Below are 16596 nucleotides of genomic sequence, written 5' to 3' on the forward strand. Positions count from 1 at the left end.
CCCCCATTTCTGCCTGCCGGGGGGGCTCGGAGTGTTTAAAAACACCCCGGGGCCCGCCGGGCGCGGGGCCCGCCGGGCGCGGGGCGCGGGGGGCCCGCCCGGTCGGCCTCGCCCGCGCGGCGGGAGCGGCGGGTCATCGACCGGCCGGAACCCGCCCCGCCGCGTCGGTCGAGGGCACTGTGTGACCGAGCCGTTCCGGCATGGGTCGCGGCGGATCTCGAACGGCCGGTAAAGTCGTTATTTGTAATGGTTGAACGACTTCAAAGGTGTTCCCGGCGGTGCGTCCAGGGACCCGGCCCGCGTCCTGGTCCCGGCCGCGGCCAGGTGGCGCGGCTGCCGGGCCACCGGCTCCCTGCGGCACGGAGGCTGGTTTCCGTCTGTGGCGACAGCTCGGTCTGACAGGCCGCCCGCGGTGACCGACGCGCCGGCCCTCTCCGGTGACGCGGGCACTCCGGTCGCCGACGCTGAGCCCACCCTGGAGGTCGACCGTCCCAGCGGCGCGGACCCCCGGGAGGCCAGGGCCGCCGCGGGCCGGGCGCGCCGCCCCCTGCGTGGGCGGGCAACGGCCACCCCCAGACCCGCCCCGCCGGCCGGGCCCGGCGACGGCGCCGCCCGGGTCGGCACCCCTCGGGAAGCCGCGACCGACGACGAGGCCCCTCGCGCCCGCGCGTCCCGACGGGACGGGGTCGGCCAGGACGAGACCTCCGGTGCCACCGTTCCCGCCGGCGATGCCCGGTCCAACGACGCCCGGTCAGGCGACACCCGGTCCGGCGACGTCGCGCCCGGCGACGCGGCGCCCGCTGACGACGAGGCGCCGGTTCCCGCCGGCCCCCGGGCGCGGCTCTCGCCGCGTGCCCGGCTCGAACGGCTGGCCGGCGGTCCCGGCGAGGAGCCCGGCCCGGCCGTCCCGACACGCGCCGGCGGCGCGCCCGTGGACGCGCCCGCGACGACGGCGCTGCCCCGCCCTCGCCGCCCGCGCGGCGCGGACGAGCCCGCCGGCCCGGCCCGGAGCGACGAGCCCGTCGGCGACCTCGAGGTGGCCGCGACCGCGGGGGGAGGGCCTGACCAGGTCGCCGAGCCCGCGGACGCGCGGGACGACGACACCCCGACGACCGCGATGCCGGTCGACGGCGCGCACGACCTGCCACCGGAGATGAGCCCTCGCGTCGACGAGCCCCGCCGCCGGCGGCGCGGCCTGCTGGGCGTACTCGCGCTCGCGCTCGCGGCGATGGTCTCGTGCGCGCTGTTCCTCGTGATCGGCGTCGGCTACGGGGCGACGAGGTACTACGACGCGCAGGTCGACCGGACCGACCTGGACTCCGGCGACGTCGAGGGCACCCGGCCGCCGCGGATCGCGCACGGCCGCGAGACCTGGCTGCTCGTCGGCTCGGACGTGCGGACCGGCTCGGAGGCGGCCGAGGTCGGCGGGGCGCGCTCGGACTCGATGATGATCGCCTACCTCGGCTCCAACGGCCACACGACGCTCGTCTCGATCCCGCGCGACCTGAAGGTGACCGTCCCGGCGTACACCGACGCCAAGGGCAAGCGCCACTCGGCGCGTACCGACAAGATCAACGCCGCCTTCAACCTGGGCGGGCCCGCGCTGCTGCTGCGCACCCTGGAGAACGTCGCCGACGTGCGCATCGACCATTTCGCCGAGATCGACTTCAACGGCTTCCGGCAGATGAGCAGCACCCTCGGCGGCGTCGAGGTCTGCCTGGTCAAGGACAGCTTCCGGGAATACGTGAGCGAGAACGGCCGGAGGTCGACGAACCTGGACGACCCGATGTCCGGGTTCCGCGGGCAGGAGGGCGTCAACATCCTGGAGGGCGACAACGCGCTCGCCTTCGTCCGGCAACGGCACGGCCTGGCCAGCGGCGACTACGCCCGGATCCAGCGGCAGCAGGCCTTTCTCGCCGCCGTCTTCCGTAAGGTCAAGAGCGGCGATCTCCTGGTCAATCCTGGGAAGCTGACCGGTTTTCTGAACGCCGTCACCGGCTCGGTCGTCGTCGACTCCGAAACCGACCTGAACGACCTGAAGGTGCTCGCCCAGCGGATGCAGGGAATGAGCGCCGGCCAGGTGGAGTTCACGACGATCCCGCTGTCGGGTTCGGTCTCCAGCCCCGTCTACTACGCCCTCTACAACCCGGCGATGGTCCGCGCCTTCTTCCAGCAGATCGTCGCCGAGGACGACGGCGCCGGGGCCACGGCCGGCGCGCCGTCGACCGGCGCGCCGCCGGCGTCGGCGGGCCCGTCCGTCAGCCCGACGCCGACGGTCGCGCCGAGCGAGATCAAGGTCCGGGTGCTCAACGGCACCTCGACCGGCGGGGCGGCCAAGACGGTGGCCAACCGGCTGCGCGCCGCCGGCTATCAGGTGACCGGCTACGACGTCGCCGATGACCGCGACGTGACGCGCACCGAGGTGCGCTTCGGCGCGAGCGACTCCGCGGCGGCCACCCGGCTGGTCGCCGACGTCTCCGGCGCCCGCGCCGTGCCAGATCACTCCGGGACCGACCCCGGAGTGATCACTCTCGTCGTCGGCGCGGACCTGGTCGACGGCGAGACGACGGTCGTCGCGTCGCCGACCGCGAAGCCGGCGGACGGCGCCGCGAGCCCGAAACCCTACTACACCCAGGCCCCGGTGTCCGCCGTCGGCGGCTGCATCAAATAGGCCCGACGGGACCGGCCGCTGTCCGGCCGCCCGCCCGGCCGGCCGGCTAGGCTGGGCGGCGCCGGCCCCGCGTGGGGTCGCGAGCCGCCGATCCGCCCCCCCGCTGGGAGGAATCCGCATGGCCGACCGTCCGGACCCGCTGACCGCCGACCAGATCGCCGAGGGACTACGCGGGCTGCCCGAGTGGGCGCTCGTGGACGGCGCGATCCGGCGCACGGTGACCGCGCCGTCCTTCCTCGCCGGCATCGAACTCGTCCGCCAGGTCGCCGAGGTGGCCGAGGGGATGGACCACCACCCGGACATCGACATCCGCTGGCGCCGGGTCACCTTCACGCTGAGCACTCATGACGCCGGCGGCCTCACCTTCCTCGACCTGGAACAGGCCCGCCTCGTCGACGGCCTCGTCGCCGACCTCACCGCCGCCCACGGCGCCTGACGAACGTCGCCCGCCGCGGCGGCCCGGGTGACTCTTTTCGGTCACCACCCGCGTGTCGGTTCGTTCCGACGCTGTCCGACCACACCGGCGAAACGTTTGAATGCCGCTTCCGGGCGTGAGCCCGATATTCCGCTCCCGTGAACCGTCCTCGCTGGTTCTCCGTGAGGGACCGGTTGTATTGCCGGCCCTCGGCGCGGCCGCGTTGATCCTCGCGCTGGACCGGGGCCGGCCGGCCTGGCTGTTCCGGGTGTTCGGGGCCAGGCCGCTCGCCTGGCTCGGCCGGATCTCCTACGGCCTCTACCTGTGGTACTTCCCGGTCACCGGGCTCGCCGGCGACAGCCGGACCAGCCCGCGTGGGCGGGGGAGACCACCGCGCGGCCGCGTTGCCCCGGCCGGAAGCAGAGGCACCGGGCTCACCACGGCATGGTGAGCCCACCCACATCCGCCGCGCGGTCGCCCCGAAGGGGCGGCTCGCTGGAAGATTGGGCCGAGTGTCCGCCCTTGTCGTCCTGCTGGTGGGCCTGGCGGCCGGGGTGGCGGTCCAGCGGACCGGCAAGATCGGGCCGGACGCGTGGCATGCCGTCACGTTCTGGGTGCTGAATATCGCGCTTCCGGCGCTCGCGCTGCGGGTGATGCACGAGGTCCGGTTCCCCGCGAGCCTCGGAGCCGTCGTGGCGGTGCCCTACCTGCTGTTCGCGGTGACCGCGGCGCTCTACGTCGCGCTCGCCCGGCCGCTGCGGCTGCGTCGAGAGGTCGTCGCGGCGCTGGTCGCCACGTCCGCGACCGCGAACACGTCGTTCGTCGGCATTCCCATGGTCACCGCGTTCTTCAGCGCCGACGACGTGCCGATCGCCGTGATCGTCGACCAGCTGGGCTCGTTCGTGCTGCTCAGCACGGTGGTGACGGCGCTCGTCTCGGTCGCGGGGGAGCAGAGCAGCCGGGTGACGCCGCGCGCGATGGCCCGCCGGGTGCTGCTCGCCCCGCCGCTGCTGGCGCTGGCCGCGGGCCTCGCGCTGCGCCCCGTCGCCTACCCAGGCTGGCTGACGGAGGTGCTGACCCGGCTCGGCGACACGCTCACGCCGCTCGCGCTGTTCGCGATCGGGCTGCAACTGGACGTGAGCGCGGCTCGGCGCTGGTGGCGTGAGCTCGCGGTCGGCCTCGTCGTGAAGCTGCTCGTCGCCCCGGCGCTGGTCGTCGCCGCCTATGCCCTGTTCGGCTCGCTCGACGACCGCGCCATCCAGGTGGCCCTGTTCGAGGCGACGATGCCCCCGATGGTCGCTGGGGCCCTGATGGCCTCCCGGCACAACCTCGCCACCCCGCTGCCGAGCCTGCTCGTCGGCGTCGGCGTCCCGCTGTCCATGTTCACCTGTGCCGGCTGGTCGGTCCTCCTCCAGAGCTGACGATCCCGCTCCAGAGCTGACGATCCCGCCTCGGCCGGCCGTCGGCGTCCAGGCCGGCGTCCAGGCCGACGGCCGTGGTGACGGCCGGACGCGGTCGAGGCGCCCCGGTGGCCGTGCCCTTCACGGCGGCGCCCGGCGCTTCGGAGGCGTCGTGCCTGGTCAGCGGGCCGAGTCCTGAACGCCCGGGAATCGAGAGATGACTTCTTCGCCGGCTCTGTCCCACCTGGGCCACGCCGGGGTAACGTTGGCGCCCGCCGCTCCGTATACGGCTTTTGACCGGGCGGCGACGGTCCGTCCGCGACCCCGCGTCGCCGGCCTCTCGACCGGGGCGGACGCGTGCCCCCGGGAGCGGCCGGCGGCGCGGGAGCGGCCGGGGAGACGTCACGACAGGAGGCTTGCGATGGTCGGTGGGCTGGGTGCCCGGGCTCGGGCCGGTCGGGTGGTCGCCGCGGTGGTGCTCCCGCTGCTCGTCGGCGTTGCCGCCTGTGGCGGGGACGACGGCGATGACGCACCGGCCCCGGCGGCGGCCGGCACGACCGCGGCGGCCACCACCGCGCCGCCCGCGCTGGACATCCTGGTCACCAACGACGACGGCATCATCGCCCCGGGCATCGACGCCGTCGTCCGCGGCCTGCGGGCCCTGCCCGGAGTGACGGTCACCATCGTCGCCCCCGCCAGCCAGCAGAGCGGCACCGGCGGGAAGACCTCGCCCACGACGCCGGCGCATCACGACGCGGTGACCGCCAGCGGCATCAAGGGGACCGCGGTCGAGGGCTTCCCGGCCGACAGCGTGAACGTCGCCTTCGACGTTCTCGGCCTGAAGCCCGACGTGGTCGTCTCCGGCATCAACCAGGGCCAGAACCTGGGCCCGGTCGTCGACCTGTCCGGCACCGTCGGCGCCGCCCGCGCCGCGGCCGCCCACGGCGTGCCGGCGATCGCCAGCAGCCTGGGCCTCGGTCCCAGCTACGACTACAGCCAGGCCGCGGACCTCGTCGTCGACTGGGTCACCGAGCACCGCGACGAGTTCACCGGCGGCTCCGGCGCCCCGCTGGACACCGTCGCGAACCTCAACATCCCGAACTGCGGCACCGCCAAGATCCGTGGCGAGGAGGAGCTGGCTCACGAGGCGGCCGTGCCGGACATGTCCACGGCACTCACCAACGGCCAGGACTGCGCCTCCGCCGCCGCCCCCTCGACCGAGGTGGCCACCTTCAACGCCGGCTACGCCACCCTCACCGCCATCCCCGCCAAGCCCGCCCAGTAACTCGGTGGCGCCGGAAGCGCTACCGTGACCGAGCGCTCGACCTGGCCGGCCGCCGGCCACCTCACCTCCTTGCCACCGCCACCCCGCCGGAGGGCGGTCGCGGGCTGCCGGGGAGGGCGCGGCGCCGGGCCGCGGTGACGGTAGCCGGTCAGGCGGCCGGGCCAGGCGCCCGACGGTGGACCGCCAGACAGGTGGATCATCGCCTTCTCGGGCGTCTGGCCGGCGCCCGTGGGTGGGAGCCCGGGCTGGCGCGGCCCGAGTCGCGTGGAGCGGTGGAGCGCGCGGAGTATTCCGGGTCGCGGGTGTCCGGCCCGACGAGCCAGCCGAGCGCGGCGGCCAGGACGAGCATTCCCAGGATCACGAGGGCGGTCACCGCGGTCCTCCCGGCGGGCGCGCGCCGTCGCGGGCGGGCTTGCGCGTGGCGGCCGCGACGGCGAGCGGCGCCCTGGACGCGGACTCCGGGGAAGCGGCTGGGTGGAAAGCGGTCGCGGGGTCGCGGCCGATAGCGCTATCGTCTAGTCTCATGAAAAATGGTAGCAGTTGGGAGGCTGGCAGCGCCTCGAAAGTCGTCGACGAGCTGCGCTCCCTGGCCGACGCCCGGGCCGTCGGTGCCCGTCTGCCCAGTACCCGCGACCTGCAGCACCAGCTGGGTGTCGGCCCGGTGACCGTGCAGCGCGCGCTCGCTCGGCTCGTCACCGAGGGTGTGCTGGTCACCCGGCCGGGCGCTGGCACGTTCGTCGCGGCGCGCCGGACGGCCCGCGTCGGTGACACCGACTGGCAGCAGGTGGCCCTTGGCGCGAGCCCGGTGTCGGCGTCCGGCATCGACGTGCTGCTGGCGAACGTCAACTCGACCGGCTTCCAGCTGGGCACCGGCTACCTCGACGCGGGACTGCGCGCCGACAGCCGGCTCGCCGCCGCGGCCGCCCGCGCGGTGCGCCGACCGGACGCGTGGGGCACGCCGCCGATGGCGGGCGTCCCCGAGCTGCGAAGCTGGTTCGGCCGCGAGATCGGGGCGGACCCGGACCAGGTGCTGATCACGTCGGCCGCGCAGAGCGCCCTGTCGGCCGTCTTCCGCGCGCTGCTGCCGGCCGGGAGCCCGGTGCTGTGCGCGGTGCCGACCTACCCCGGGGCCCTCGCGGTCGCGCGCAGCGCGGGGCTCGTGCCGGTGCCGGTGCCGACCGACGCCGACGGCATCCGCCCGGAGCTGCTCGAACGGGCACTGGCCGCGACGTCGGCGCGCCTGCTGTTCCTGCAGCCGACGTTCGCCAATCCGGACGGCGGGGTGCTCGCGCACGCGCGTCGCCGCGAGGTGCTCGGCATCTGTGAGCGAGCCGGCGCGTTCATCCTCGAGGACGACTACGCCCGTTGGCTCGGCCACGGGCAGGTCCCGCCGCCGCCACTGTGGCGCGACGACGACCAGGGCCGCGTCATCACGGTCTGCTCCCTGACGAAGATCCTCGCCCCGAGCCTGCGGATCGGCGCGATCGTCGCGCGCGGGCCGGTGATGAGCCGGCTCGCCGCGATGCGCCAGGTCGACGACTTCCTCGTGCCCGCCCCCCTGCAGCACACCGCCGTGGAGATGGTGACCGGGCCGGGCTGGTCGGCCCAGCAGCGCGCGGTGTCGGCGGCGTTGCGGGCCCGGATGGGCACGCTCACGGCGGCGCTCGCCGCCGAGCTGCCGGAATGCTCGTTCGAGAACCCACGGGGCGGGATCAGTCTCTGGCTGCGGCTGCCGCGCGGCACCGACGACCTGGCGGTCGCCTCCTGGGCGGCTCGGCTTGGGGTGGTGGTGATGTCGGGGAGGTACTACGTAGTCGGTGAGCAGGACGCCAGCTACCTGCGGCTGTGTGTCGCCGGGATCAGGGAGGCCGACATCCCGGCGGCGGTCGCGCTGCTCGCCGAGGCGGTGCGCGCGGGCGCCGGCACCGGCACGGACCTGCCTCCCCACCGGGCGATGACGGGGTGACCGGTCAGGCCGAGCGCGCTCCGTTCGAGAAGTCGCCCTCGCCGGCGGCTTCGTCGGCCGCTCACGTACGCGGGACGCGATCTCGCGCGGTTGGGGGCGCCATAGCATCTGTTCATGACCTCGGACCCGCCGCGAGGGCGTCGGGGGCGTCCCCGCGACGCCAGCCTCGACGTCCGCGTCCTCGAGGCGGCCCGACAGCTGCTCGTGGAACGGGGGTTCGAGGCGACCACGGTGCAGGCGATCGCCGAGCGCTCCGCGGTTCACGCGTCGGCGATCTATCGCCGTTGGCCGTCGCGCATCGAGATCATCGAGCAGGCCGTGTTCCCGGGACTGGCACCGGTCACGGTGCGGCCGACCGGCGACCTGCCTCGTGACCTGCGCCGCTTCATCCGCGCCTACGCGGCGACGATGGCTGGTCCAGCCGCCCGCGCCGCGGTGCCGGGACTGCTGGCCGTCTATCAGTCGACGGGGCGCGCGAACGCCGCCCAGACGTGGTTCGCGGTGTCGGCTCGGCCCCAGTTCCTCGACATCCTCCAGGCAGCGCCGCCCGGCGGCGTGGACCCGGCCGTCGACCCCGACGACGTCTTCGACACGCTGCTCGGCTGCGTCCTGGCGAGGACCCTCATCCCGACCGTCGCCCAGCGCAACCGTCCTCTCGAACGCCTCGTCGACATCTGCCTGCGCCTGCTGCTGCCGGTGACCATGGATGTCCGCGCGTGAAGGGGACCGCGACGGAGGGAGCCCGCCCGTGGCCGCCCCCGGGACAGGGACCGCCCCCGGGACAGGGACCGGCCGCGGGACAGGGATCGCCGCGCCAGACGCGGCGGTTCTTGGGGTCGCCGCGGGTTTCGGCAGCCGGCTGACCGACCATCTCGGCCGCGCGGCGCCTGGCGCGCGGCCGGCCTGGAGGAATGAGGAAACGCCCCGCCCGGGCCCGGGCGGGGCGTCTCCAACGAGCTCAGCTAGTCAAGCTCAGCTGGTCAGCGGTGCTCGCCTCGTCACTTCTTGAGGCGCCTGTCACTTCTTGACGAGCGTCCCGCAGGCGAGGTCGCTGGTGATGTCGTACTTGTTGCCGTTGAGCTGCACGATCGAGGCGCAGGGCGCGCCAATGACGTGGTTGACCGGGAACCGGGTCTCGGGCAGCGCGCCCTCGACGTAGTTGGTGTAGGTGCCGCTGTTGAGCAGCTTGAGCAGGCTGTCGACGGTCAGGTCGGGGCCGGCCTTGGTCGCGGCGGTGATGAACATGTCGGCCGCCCAGTAGCCGGACATCGTCGTCAGGCTGAGCGAGGCTTCCGGCGTGTACTTCGCGAGGTCGTCGGCGAGCTGCTTGACCGCGGGGACGCTGGTGTCGACGCCTGGCTGCCACTGGACGATGGTGTACGACTGCTGCAGGCCCTGGAAGCTGCTGGCTGCCAGGCGCGGGTCGTACCCGACGGGGTTGAGGTGCTTGCCCTGGAAGCCGGCGGCGGTCATCGCCCCGGTCAGCTTGACGACCGAGTTGAAGTCGGCGATGTAGAGCACGACGTCCGGCGGGGCGCCTTTGTTGGACGTCATGATGGCGTTCACGACCGCCGTGGTGTCGGTGAGGCCGGAGACCGGGATCGGGTTCTCCTCATACACCACGTCGATGCCGACAGCGCTGATCTGACGGGCGAGTTCGTGCGTCCCGGTGCGGGCCGAGTCGTTGTCGACCCCGACCAGCGCGGTCGTCTTGCCCTTGGCATCGCCGCCGAACATCGCCTGGATCATCAGGCCGTAGGTCGTCGAGACGGCACCGACCTTGTCGCTGGGGACCTGGCAGCCGGTGATGCCGAACCCGATGGTGGTGCCGCAGTAGCCGGGGTTGGTGCCCCAGCCGAAGAACGGCACGGTGTCGGCGCAGAAGGTGTCCAGGTAGTTCGAGCTGCTGGTCAGCAGCGGCACCGCGGCGAAGACCTTCTTCTGCTCGACGAGGACCTTGGCCTGGGAGCCGTTGCGAGCCGGGTCGTTGCCGTCGTCGAGGGTGCCGATGTAGTTGATCTTCCGGCCGTTGACGCCACCCTCGTCGTTGGCCCGGTCGAAGCGTGCCTTGGCGCCCAGTTCGACGCCGGCCATCGAGCTGCCGTTGGGGCTGGTCAGGTAGGCCAGGCCGCCGATGGTGATCTCGGTGTCGGTGATGCCGCGGGTCGGGTCGGCGGCGGTCTGCCCGCAGCGCAGGCTGGCCGGGTCCGGCGTGAAGCCGCCGTCGCTCCAGCCGGACGGCGGGCCGGTCTTCACGTCGTCGGCGGCGACGACCGGCGGCTGGGCGGTGGTGTCGTCACCGCTGTCGGAACACGCCGCCAGACCGGCGCTGAGCGCGGCCGTCGCGGCCAGGACGGCCACTAAGCGGGGGGCTCGCATGAGGACCTCCTCGTAGGGGATGCCGGGTTGGCCGGCCGGAGTACTGCGGCTGGTGGTGGGTGGTCGGCGATCGGTGGATGGGCGTGGGCGACGAGGGACGCGGCGCCTGGCGGTGCCCGGACGAGGCCGGTGACGCGGCGGGAGCCGGGGCCGTGCCCGCCCTCGCCGGCCGTGACGCCAGGAGGGCTCGCCCCGGGCCGGCGCCGAGCCGAGGCGACGGGCATGGTGGATCGCGCCGGCGCGCGACCTCGCCCGCGGTGCCCGATCAGCCGGGCTGTGGCCGCGGTGCCGTCCGCGCGGTGAGGCCAGGCAAATTTATGGGAGCTTCTCTCCTATATCTGGGTGGACCGAGGTGGCTGGCCCGAGGTGCGGGCGCGGCTCGGCGCATGGTGGCGCGCGGTGGTGGCGAGGTGGTCGTCGAGCCGGGGGATCGCGAGGCGATCCACCGGAGGGCTCGGCCGCCGGCCCGTCCGGCGCGGTGATTAGATAATGTATACTTGATGTTGTAAAGGGACAAGCCTGTGACCAGCGAGTGTGCGCTCCGTCTCGAATCCGCTCCCGATGAGATCGGAGATGCTACGGCCCGTCGCGACGGCCGACGGCCGACGGCGGAGGTCGCCGCTGCCCGGGCCGCCTGGCGCCGGTCCTCGCCACATTCCTCGCGCGGCACGGCGCCTGGCGTGCCCCGCTTCCCGTGTTCGGCTGTTTTACGGGAGACCCAAGTCCGTAAATGGTGGCCGTGGCCGGCGTCGCGTTCGTTCTCGCGCGCGGGCGTGCCCCCGTCGTGGCGAGGCCTGACCGGGCCGGCCTCGGGCCATCCCGCGCCGCAGCGGTGCCCCTGACGTTCCCGTCCGGGCGGCGCGCCGCCGGACGGCGTGGGCCGGTACTACGGCGTGGCCTGGCCGGCCGTGATGGCGCGGGTGAGCAGGTCGACGATGTAGTCGCTGTCCATGTCCCGTCCGGAGAAGCGGCGGATGAACAGGTGGAACAGCACCGAGCCGATCAGCATGTCGAGGACGTCGTCGCTGTCGATGCCGGTGGGTGTGTCGCCGGGCGTGGCCTTGGCGAGCATCTGGTGGAACGGTTCGCGGACGCTGCCGCCGACGCGCTGGCCGGCGAGTGCGTTGTTGTCGGGGTCGGACTGGTAGACGCTGAGCAGCGCGGGCAGGGCGGCGCGTGCGGCCGGCTGGTCGAAGGTGGCGACGAAGGCGTCCACGTAGCGCTTGAGGTCCCGTCGGAGATCGCCGGTGGGCCGTACGACGACGCGGTCGAAGCCGGGGAAGATCGCGTTCTCGATCATGGCGGTCCGCGAGGGCCAGCGTCGGTAGATGGCGGGTGCTCCCACGCCGGCGCGCCGGGCGACGGCGGTGATCGTGGTGTCGGCGAAGCCCCGCTCGCTCAGTAGTTCCAGCGTGGCCTGTCTGATCCGCTCGTCGACCTGGGGATCGCGTGGCCGCCCGCGTGAGGGGTCCGCGACGCCGGGCGTTGCCTGGGCCGGAGTGTCTTCGCTAGGCTGCGTTTCGTTATATTCCGACACGTAATGATTCTAGCCCTTCTGAGCGACGGAGCGGTGGATGACCCACTCGTACTCGGACAGCGAGTTCGTGGAACGGATGTTCCCTGCGCCCACGGACCACGGGATCGCCGAACCTGACCGCGCGGTCAGCAACGTCCGGTCGGGCACGGACTCGCCCGACGCCGGCGCGGCCACGAAGTGGTACGAAGGCGGCGGCCGGATCGGGGAGAAGGCGCTGGCGGACATCGTCGTCTACCCGCCGACCCGAGGCCTGCAGACCCAGGGCGACCCGTTCGAGCCGGCGAAGATCGGCCTGCTGATCGACATGGACAACGGCCAGCTCATCTTCGACTGGATCAACGCGACGATCCTTGCCTTCGAGGACGCCCTGAACGAGGGGATCTACGACCGGCCGGTGCGCCTCGTCGTCGCCGACGCCCGCGGCCTTCCCCGGGAGAACTTCCAGAAGACCCGGACCGGCTACGAGTGGCTCTGCGACCAGGGGTGCGTCGTCGTGCTGGGCCCGGAGATCAGTGACAACTCCCTGTCGCTGCAGGAACTCGTCAACCGGCGCAAGGTGCCGGTCATCGCCTGGACCGGCGCCTGGCGGTTCGCCAGCGAGTACTGCTTCACCATCGCCAACGGCGACGTGCCCACCGAGGCGGTGATGTGCGCCCAGTGGCTCAAGAGCCAGGGGCACTCCAAGGTCGGCATGTTCTGGGAGCAGGGCAGCTCAGGGCGTGACTACGCCGGCTTCTTCCGGGACGAGTGCAACAACCTCGGGCTGACCATCGCCCGCGACGTCAAGCTCGGGCCGAACCCGCGCGGCCTCGCGGACCACCTGCGGTCGATGCGCGAGGACGGCATCACCGGGATCTACTACGGCGGGTACGGCTACGCCACCTTCCACTTCGCCGAGGCCTTCGGGGCGCTCGGCTGGGACCCGCCGCGGATCATGGGCACCGCGTTCATGTTCTACTCCAACACCAACAGGTGGGCGCAGGGTCTGGAGGGCTGGCACGGCATCGACCAACTCGGCGTGGACGGCACCAACCCGAACTACGACGCCATGGTCGACCGGTTCGCCAGGCGCTTCGGCCGGGTGTCGAAGAACGTCGTCGTCGCGCTGGGCTACGACACGGCACGCGTCGGGATCCATGGACTGGCGAACGCCGCGATGGCCACCCCCGAGGAGGTCAAGGAGGGCATCGAGCGCATCCGCTGGATGCCGGCGACGAACGGCGGCCCGGCCACCTACATCCAGTTCGGCCCCTGGGACCACAAGGGGTACAAGGGTGACTTCCTGACGATCCGGGAACTGCGCGGCGGCGAGCTGCGGTTCGATGGCTACCACCGGCCCCAGCACCGGGTCAACGCCCTCTAAAACGATCAGGATGTATACATCCTGCAATATCTGATCCTCGGGAGTGGCTCGCCGGGGGCCACTTCGAGCCCGAGGAGGCCGGCGGCGCCGTACCGGGGTGCGGCGCCGCCGGCGGACGCGAGCTGGCGGCGCCGGCCGGTGACGGGGCCGGCCGGCGGGCGGTGACGCGGCTGGCCGGCGATGGAGCCGCCGCGCCGGCGGCATGGGCGGATCGGTTGGTGACCGTTGTCCATCGCCGACTGAAAGGATATTTTATGCAACATACGATCCTGTAAACCGCTGCTCGCGGCGGCGACCTACTCCGGCCACGCCGAGGTGTTCGGGAGGAGCGTGGCGAGCACGCGCAGAACCGTTCATCGACGGCCCTGAGGGTGCCTCGACCCACCTGGACTACCAGCCGGTCACCAGGCCGGCTGGCTGGACCGACCGGACGGAGCGTGATGTGACGCCGAACCAGCCGCTGGACCATCCAGCGGCCGCACCTCAGCCGGCCGGCCGGCCCGGCTGCCGCCCGTGGGGCCCTGACGACCCGCTGGCGCGGGGCGGCGGCGGGGACCCGGCGGTGCCGTCCGGGCCGCCGACCATTCCCGGGAGGTCGGCGTGACCGAGGAGAGCACGGCCACCCGGCCCGCGCCGGCCGAGGACGTCGAGGACGCCGGGCTCGGTACCGCCGCGCGGGTCGTCGACGACCCGGCCGAGATCACCCCGGCGTGGATGACCGCGGCGCTGCGCGGTGGGGGCGCCGGGGACGTCACGGTGACCGGGCTGCGCTACGAGCCGGTCGGCACGGGCCAGATGGGCTCCAGCTACCGCTTCCACCTGGAATACGCGGGCGACGGCGCCGCGGCGCCCGCCCCGCGCACGGTGGTGGTCAAGATGGGCGCGGGCGACCCGGCGAGCCGCGACGTGGTCCGCCGGGGCTACCGCAACGAGGTCGGCTTCTACGCCCGGCTGGCCGCGTCCGTGCAGATCCGCGTGCCGCGCTGCTGGCAGGCCGCGATCAGCGCGGACTCCCGCCTGTTCACGCTGGTGCTCGCCGACGCGCACCCCGCCCGGGCGGGCAGCCAGGAGGCTGGCTGCGACGTGGAGCAGGCAGCCGACGCCGTCCGCAACCTGGCCGGGCTGCATGCCCCGTTCTGGAACAGCGCGCTGCTCGACGCCGAGTCGTCCTGGCTCGAGCGCTCCGACGACGCCGCGCGGGCGTTCATGGGCGAGCTGCACGTGGCGGCCACCGCCGAGTTCGTCGAGCGCTACCGGACGCGGCTCGAGCCGGCGGACGCGGACACGCTGCGGCGCGCCGCGGCGCTGACCTATCGCTGGCAGGTCGCCTGCGAGTCGCCCTACTCGCTGCTGCACGGCGACTACCGGCTGGACAACCTGCTGTTCCCGGCGGACGGCCCCGGGGTGTGCGCGGTCGACTGGCAGACGCTCTCGATCGGGCTGCCCGCCCGCGACCTCGCCTACTTCCTGGCCACCGCGCTGCCGTCGGACGAGCGGCGGGCGCACGAGGCCGACCTGGTCGCCAGCTACCACCGGCGGCTCGTCGAGCTCGGCGTCACCGGCTACTCGGCGGCCGACTGCTTCACCGACTACCGGCGCGGCATGCTGCACGGACCGCTCATCACCGTGCTCGGCTGCGTCTACGCCACCGCTGTCCGCACGGACAGCTCCGACCGGATGTTCCTGTCGATGGCCCGCGGCGCCTGTGCCGCCATCCGCCACCTCGACTCGCTGGAGCTCGTGGCGTCGGGGTCCTGACCGCCCCGACAGGTCGTCGTCATGTTCCTGGGCGGCCGGCGGCGCGGCCGCCTGCCGCGATCAGGGCCGTTTCGCAGACGTTGGAGGTCCGCCGGTGTATCCGGGCACACACGCCGCCACCCATCCGGGAAAGGCCGCCGTCGTCATGGGCGCCTCGGGGGAGCGGGTCACCTACTCCGAGCTCGACGAACGGTCCGCCCGCCTGGCCCGCCTGCTGCGGGAACGGGGCGCGCGGCCGGGCGACACCGTGGCGCTCGTCGCCGAGAACCATCCGCGCTACCTGGAGGTCGTCTGGGCGGCGCTGCGCTCGGGCCTCTACCTGACCGCCGTGAACTGGCATCTCGCCCCGAACGAGGCCGCGTACCTGGTGGACGACTCGAACGCGAAGGCGCTCGTCGCGACGGCGCGGTTCGCCGAGCTGGCGACGCGCGTCGCCGAGCTGGCGCCGGACTGTGGGATCCGGCTGATGATGGACGGGACCGCGGACGGGTTCGAGTCCTACGAGGCGGCGATCGCCACCCAACCCGAAGGGCCGCTGGCCGACCAGCCGCGCGGCGAGGTCATGCTCTACTCGTCCGGGACGACGGGGCGCCCGAAGGGCATCCGCCGCCCGCTGTCCGGTGACGCGGTCGACAGCCCGAGCCGGACCGGGATCTCCACGCTCGCGCGGTTCCTGTTCGGGATGACCGAGGACTCGGTCTACCTGTGCCCGGCGCCGCTCTACCACGCGGCCGGGCTGCAGTGGTCGGCGGGCGTGCACGAGCTCGGGGGAACGCTCGTCCTGCTCGACAGGTTCGACGCGGAGCAGATGCTCGCCATCATCGAGCGGGAGCGGGTCACCCACGTCCAGGTAGTGCCGACCATGCTGGTCCGGCTGCTGAAGCTGCCGGACGAGACGCGGCGCAGGTACGACCTGTCCAGCCTGCGGAGGCTGATTCACGCCGCGGCTCCGTGCCCGCCTGACGTGAAACGGCGGATGATCGACTGGCTGGGGCCGATCGTCGACGAGTACTACTCGGGGACCGAGGGCGCCGGGCTGACCTACATCGGGGCCGAGGACTGGCTGACGCACCCGGGCTCGGTGGGCCGGCCGCTGGTGGGCACCCCGCACATCTGCGACGAGACGGGCCAGGAGCTGCCGACCGGAGCGGCCGGGATGCTGTACTTCGAGCGCGACGAGGCGCCGTTCGAGTACCACCGGGACCCGGAGAAGACCCGGGAGAGCCGCCACCCGTCGCATCCCACCTGGGTGACCGCCGGGGACATGGGCTACCTCGACGCGGACGGCTATCTCTACCTGACCGACCGGAAGAACTTCACGATCATCTCCGGTGGGGTCAACATCTATCCGGCGGAGATCGAAGCCGCCCTGGTCATGCATCCACAGGTCGCCGACGTCGCCGTGTTCGGCCTGCCGGACGCCGAGATGGGCGAGTACGTGCACGCCGTCGTGCAGCTCGCCGAGGGCGTCGCGGGGTCACCCGAGCTCGCCGAACAGCTCCGTGCCTACCTGCGGGACGGCGTCGCCGGTTACAAGGTGCCGCGGGTGGTCGTGTTCCGCGACGAGCTGCCGAGGATGCCTACCGGCAAGCTCGCCAAGGGCAAGCTCCGGGAGGAGTACCTGGCCCAGATATCCGCGTGACGAGAAAGGGGCCGCGCCCGCGGGCGCGGCCCCTTTCTCGCCTCTCGCCGTGGCGGTGTCCTGGCCGTGGCGGCCAAGACCACGGGAGACGCTCTACACAATCTCGATGATCATGGCGGCGCCCATGCCGCCGCCGGCGCACATGGAGACGCAGCCGAGGGTGGCGCCGCGGCGGCGGAG

13 protein-coding genes are annotated in these 16596 nt (G+C 73.2%); 10 read left to right on the forward strand and 3 right to left on the reverse strand.

Annotated features, from left to right (window positions below; all coding sequences use genetic code 11):
* Positions 1–412 precede the first annotated feature (412 nt).
* The 5 genes from I6A81_RS45380 to surE all read left to right on the forward strand — a co-directional run bounded on the left by I6A81_RS45380 (position 413) and on the right by surE (position 5771).
* Entirely contained in the window at positions 413–2671 is a 2259-nt protein-coding gene (locus I6A81_RS45380) for an LCP family glycopolymer transferase (protein ID WP_203006364.1), read from the forward strand.
* Positions 2672–2789: 118 nt separating this feature from the next.
* Complete coding sequence (locus I6A81_RS01660) at positions 2790–3107, forward strand: 4a-hydroxytetrahydrobiopterin dehydratase (RefSeq protein ID WP_203006363.1); 318 nt, start codon at positions 2790–2792, stop codon at positions 3105–3107.
* Between the two features lie 178 nt (positions 3108–3285).
* Positions 3286–3537 carry a hypothetical protein gene (locus I6A81_RS01665; RefSeq protein WP_203006362.1) on the forward strand — a complete coding sequence of 84 codons (252 nt, stop codon included), beginning with the start codon at positions 3286–3288 and terminating at the stop codon, positions 3535–3537.
* 61 nt (positions 3538–3598) lie between these two features.
* Positions 3599–4507, forward strand: coding sequence for an AEC family transporter (locus I6A81_RS01670; protein WP_203006361.1), 909 nt, complete (start codon positions 3599–3601; stop codon positions 4505–4507).
* A 400-nt stretch (positions 4508–4907) separates the two neighbouring features.
* On the forward strand, positions 4908–5771 hold the full coding sequence (surE, locus tag I6A81_RS01675) for a 5'/3'-nucleotidase SurE (protein ID WP_203006360.1): 864 nt from the start codon (positions 4908–4910) through the stop codon (positions 5769–5771).
* Positions 5772–5967: 196 nt separating this feature from the next.
* Here surE and I6A81_RS01680 read toward each other — a convergent pair whose 3' ends face one another.
* Positions 5968–6144 carry an adenylyl-sulfate kinase gene (locus I6A81_RS01680; protein ID WP_203006359.1) on the reverse strand — a complete coding sequence of 59 codons (177 nt, stop codon included), beginning with the start codon at positions 6142–6144 and terminating at the stop codon, positions 5968–5970.
* 150 nt (positions 6145–6294) lie between these two features.
* Between I6A81_RS01680 and I6A81_RS01685 the strand changes: the two genes are divergently transcribed.
* Together I6A81_RS01685 and I6A81_RS01690 are read left to right on the forward strand one after the other, a co-directional pair.
* Positions 6295–7737: an aminotransferase-like domain-containing protein gene (locus I6A81_RS01685; RefSeq protein WP_203006358.1), complete on the forward strand. Its 1443-nt coding sequence runs from the start codon at positions 6295–6297 to the stop codon at positions 7735–7737.
* A 114-nt stretch (positions 7738–7851) separates the two neighbouring features.
* Positions 7852–8457, forward strand: a complete 606-nt coding sequence (locus tag I6A81_RS01690) for a TetR/AcrR family transcriptional regulator (protein WP_203006357.1) — start codon at positions 7852–7854, stop codon at positions 8455–8457.
* 297 nt (positions 8458–8754) lie between these two features.
* On the opposite strand, the gene I6A81_RS01695 is transcribed toward I6A81_RS01690, so the two are convergent.
* Positions 8755–10116 carry an ABC transporter substrate-binding protein gene (locus I6A81_RS01695; RefSeq protein ID WP_203006356.1) on the reverse strand — a complete coding sequence of 454 codons (1362 nt, stop codon included), beginning with the start codon at positions 10114–10116 and terminating at the stop codon, positions 8755–8757.
* A gap of 886 nt (positions 10117–11002) precedes the next feature.
* Positions 11003–11653 carry a TetR/AcrR family transcriptional regulator gene (locus I6A81_RS45385; RefSeq protein WP_203006355.1) on the reverse strand — a complete coding sequence of 217 codons (651 nt, stop codon included), beginning with the start codon at positions 11651–11653 and terminating at the stop codon, positions 11003–11005.
* Between the two features lie 37 nt (positions 11654–11690).
* Between I6A81_RS45385 and I6A81_RS01705 the strand changes: the two genes are divergently transcribed.
* The 3 genes from I6A81_RS01705 to I6A81_RS01715 all read left to right on the forward strand — a co-directional run bounded on the left by I6A81_RS01705 (position 11691) and on the right by I6A81_RS01715 (position 16416).
* Positions 11691–13016 carry an ABC transporter substrate-binding protein gene (locus tag I6A81_RS01705; protein WP_203006354.1) on the forward strand — a complete coding sequence of 442 codons (1326 nt, stop codon included), beginning with the start codon at positions 11691–11693 and terminating at the stop codon, positions 13014–13016.
* Between the two features lie 600 nt (positions 13017–13616).
* Positions 13617–14774 carry a phosphotransferase gene (locus I6A81_RS01710; RefSeq protein WP_307874396.1) on the forward strand — a complete coding sequence of 386 codons (1158 nt, stop codon included), beginning with the start codon at positions 13617–13619 and terminating at the stop codon, positions 14772–14774.
* A gap of 94 nt (positions 14775–14868) precedes the next feature.
* The gene (locus tag I6A81_RS01715; protein WP_203006353.1) at positions 14869–16416 is read left to right on the forward strand and encodes an acyl-CoA synthetase; all 1548 of its coding nucleotides are present in this window, start codon (positions 14869–14871) and stop codon (positions 16414–16416) included.
* Positions 16417–16596 lie beyond the last annotated feature (180 nt).

The organism is Frankia nepalensis (assembly GCF_016786325.1).
Classification (GTDB): Bacteria; Actinomycetota; Actinomycetes; order Frankiales; family Frankiaceae; genus Pseudofrankia; species Pseudofrankia nepalensis.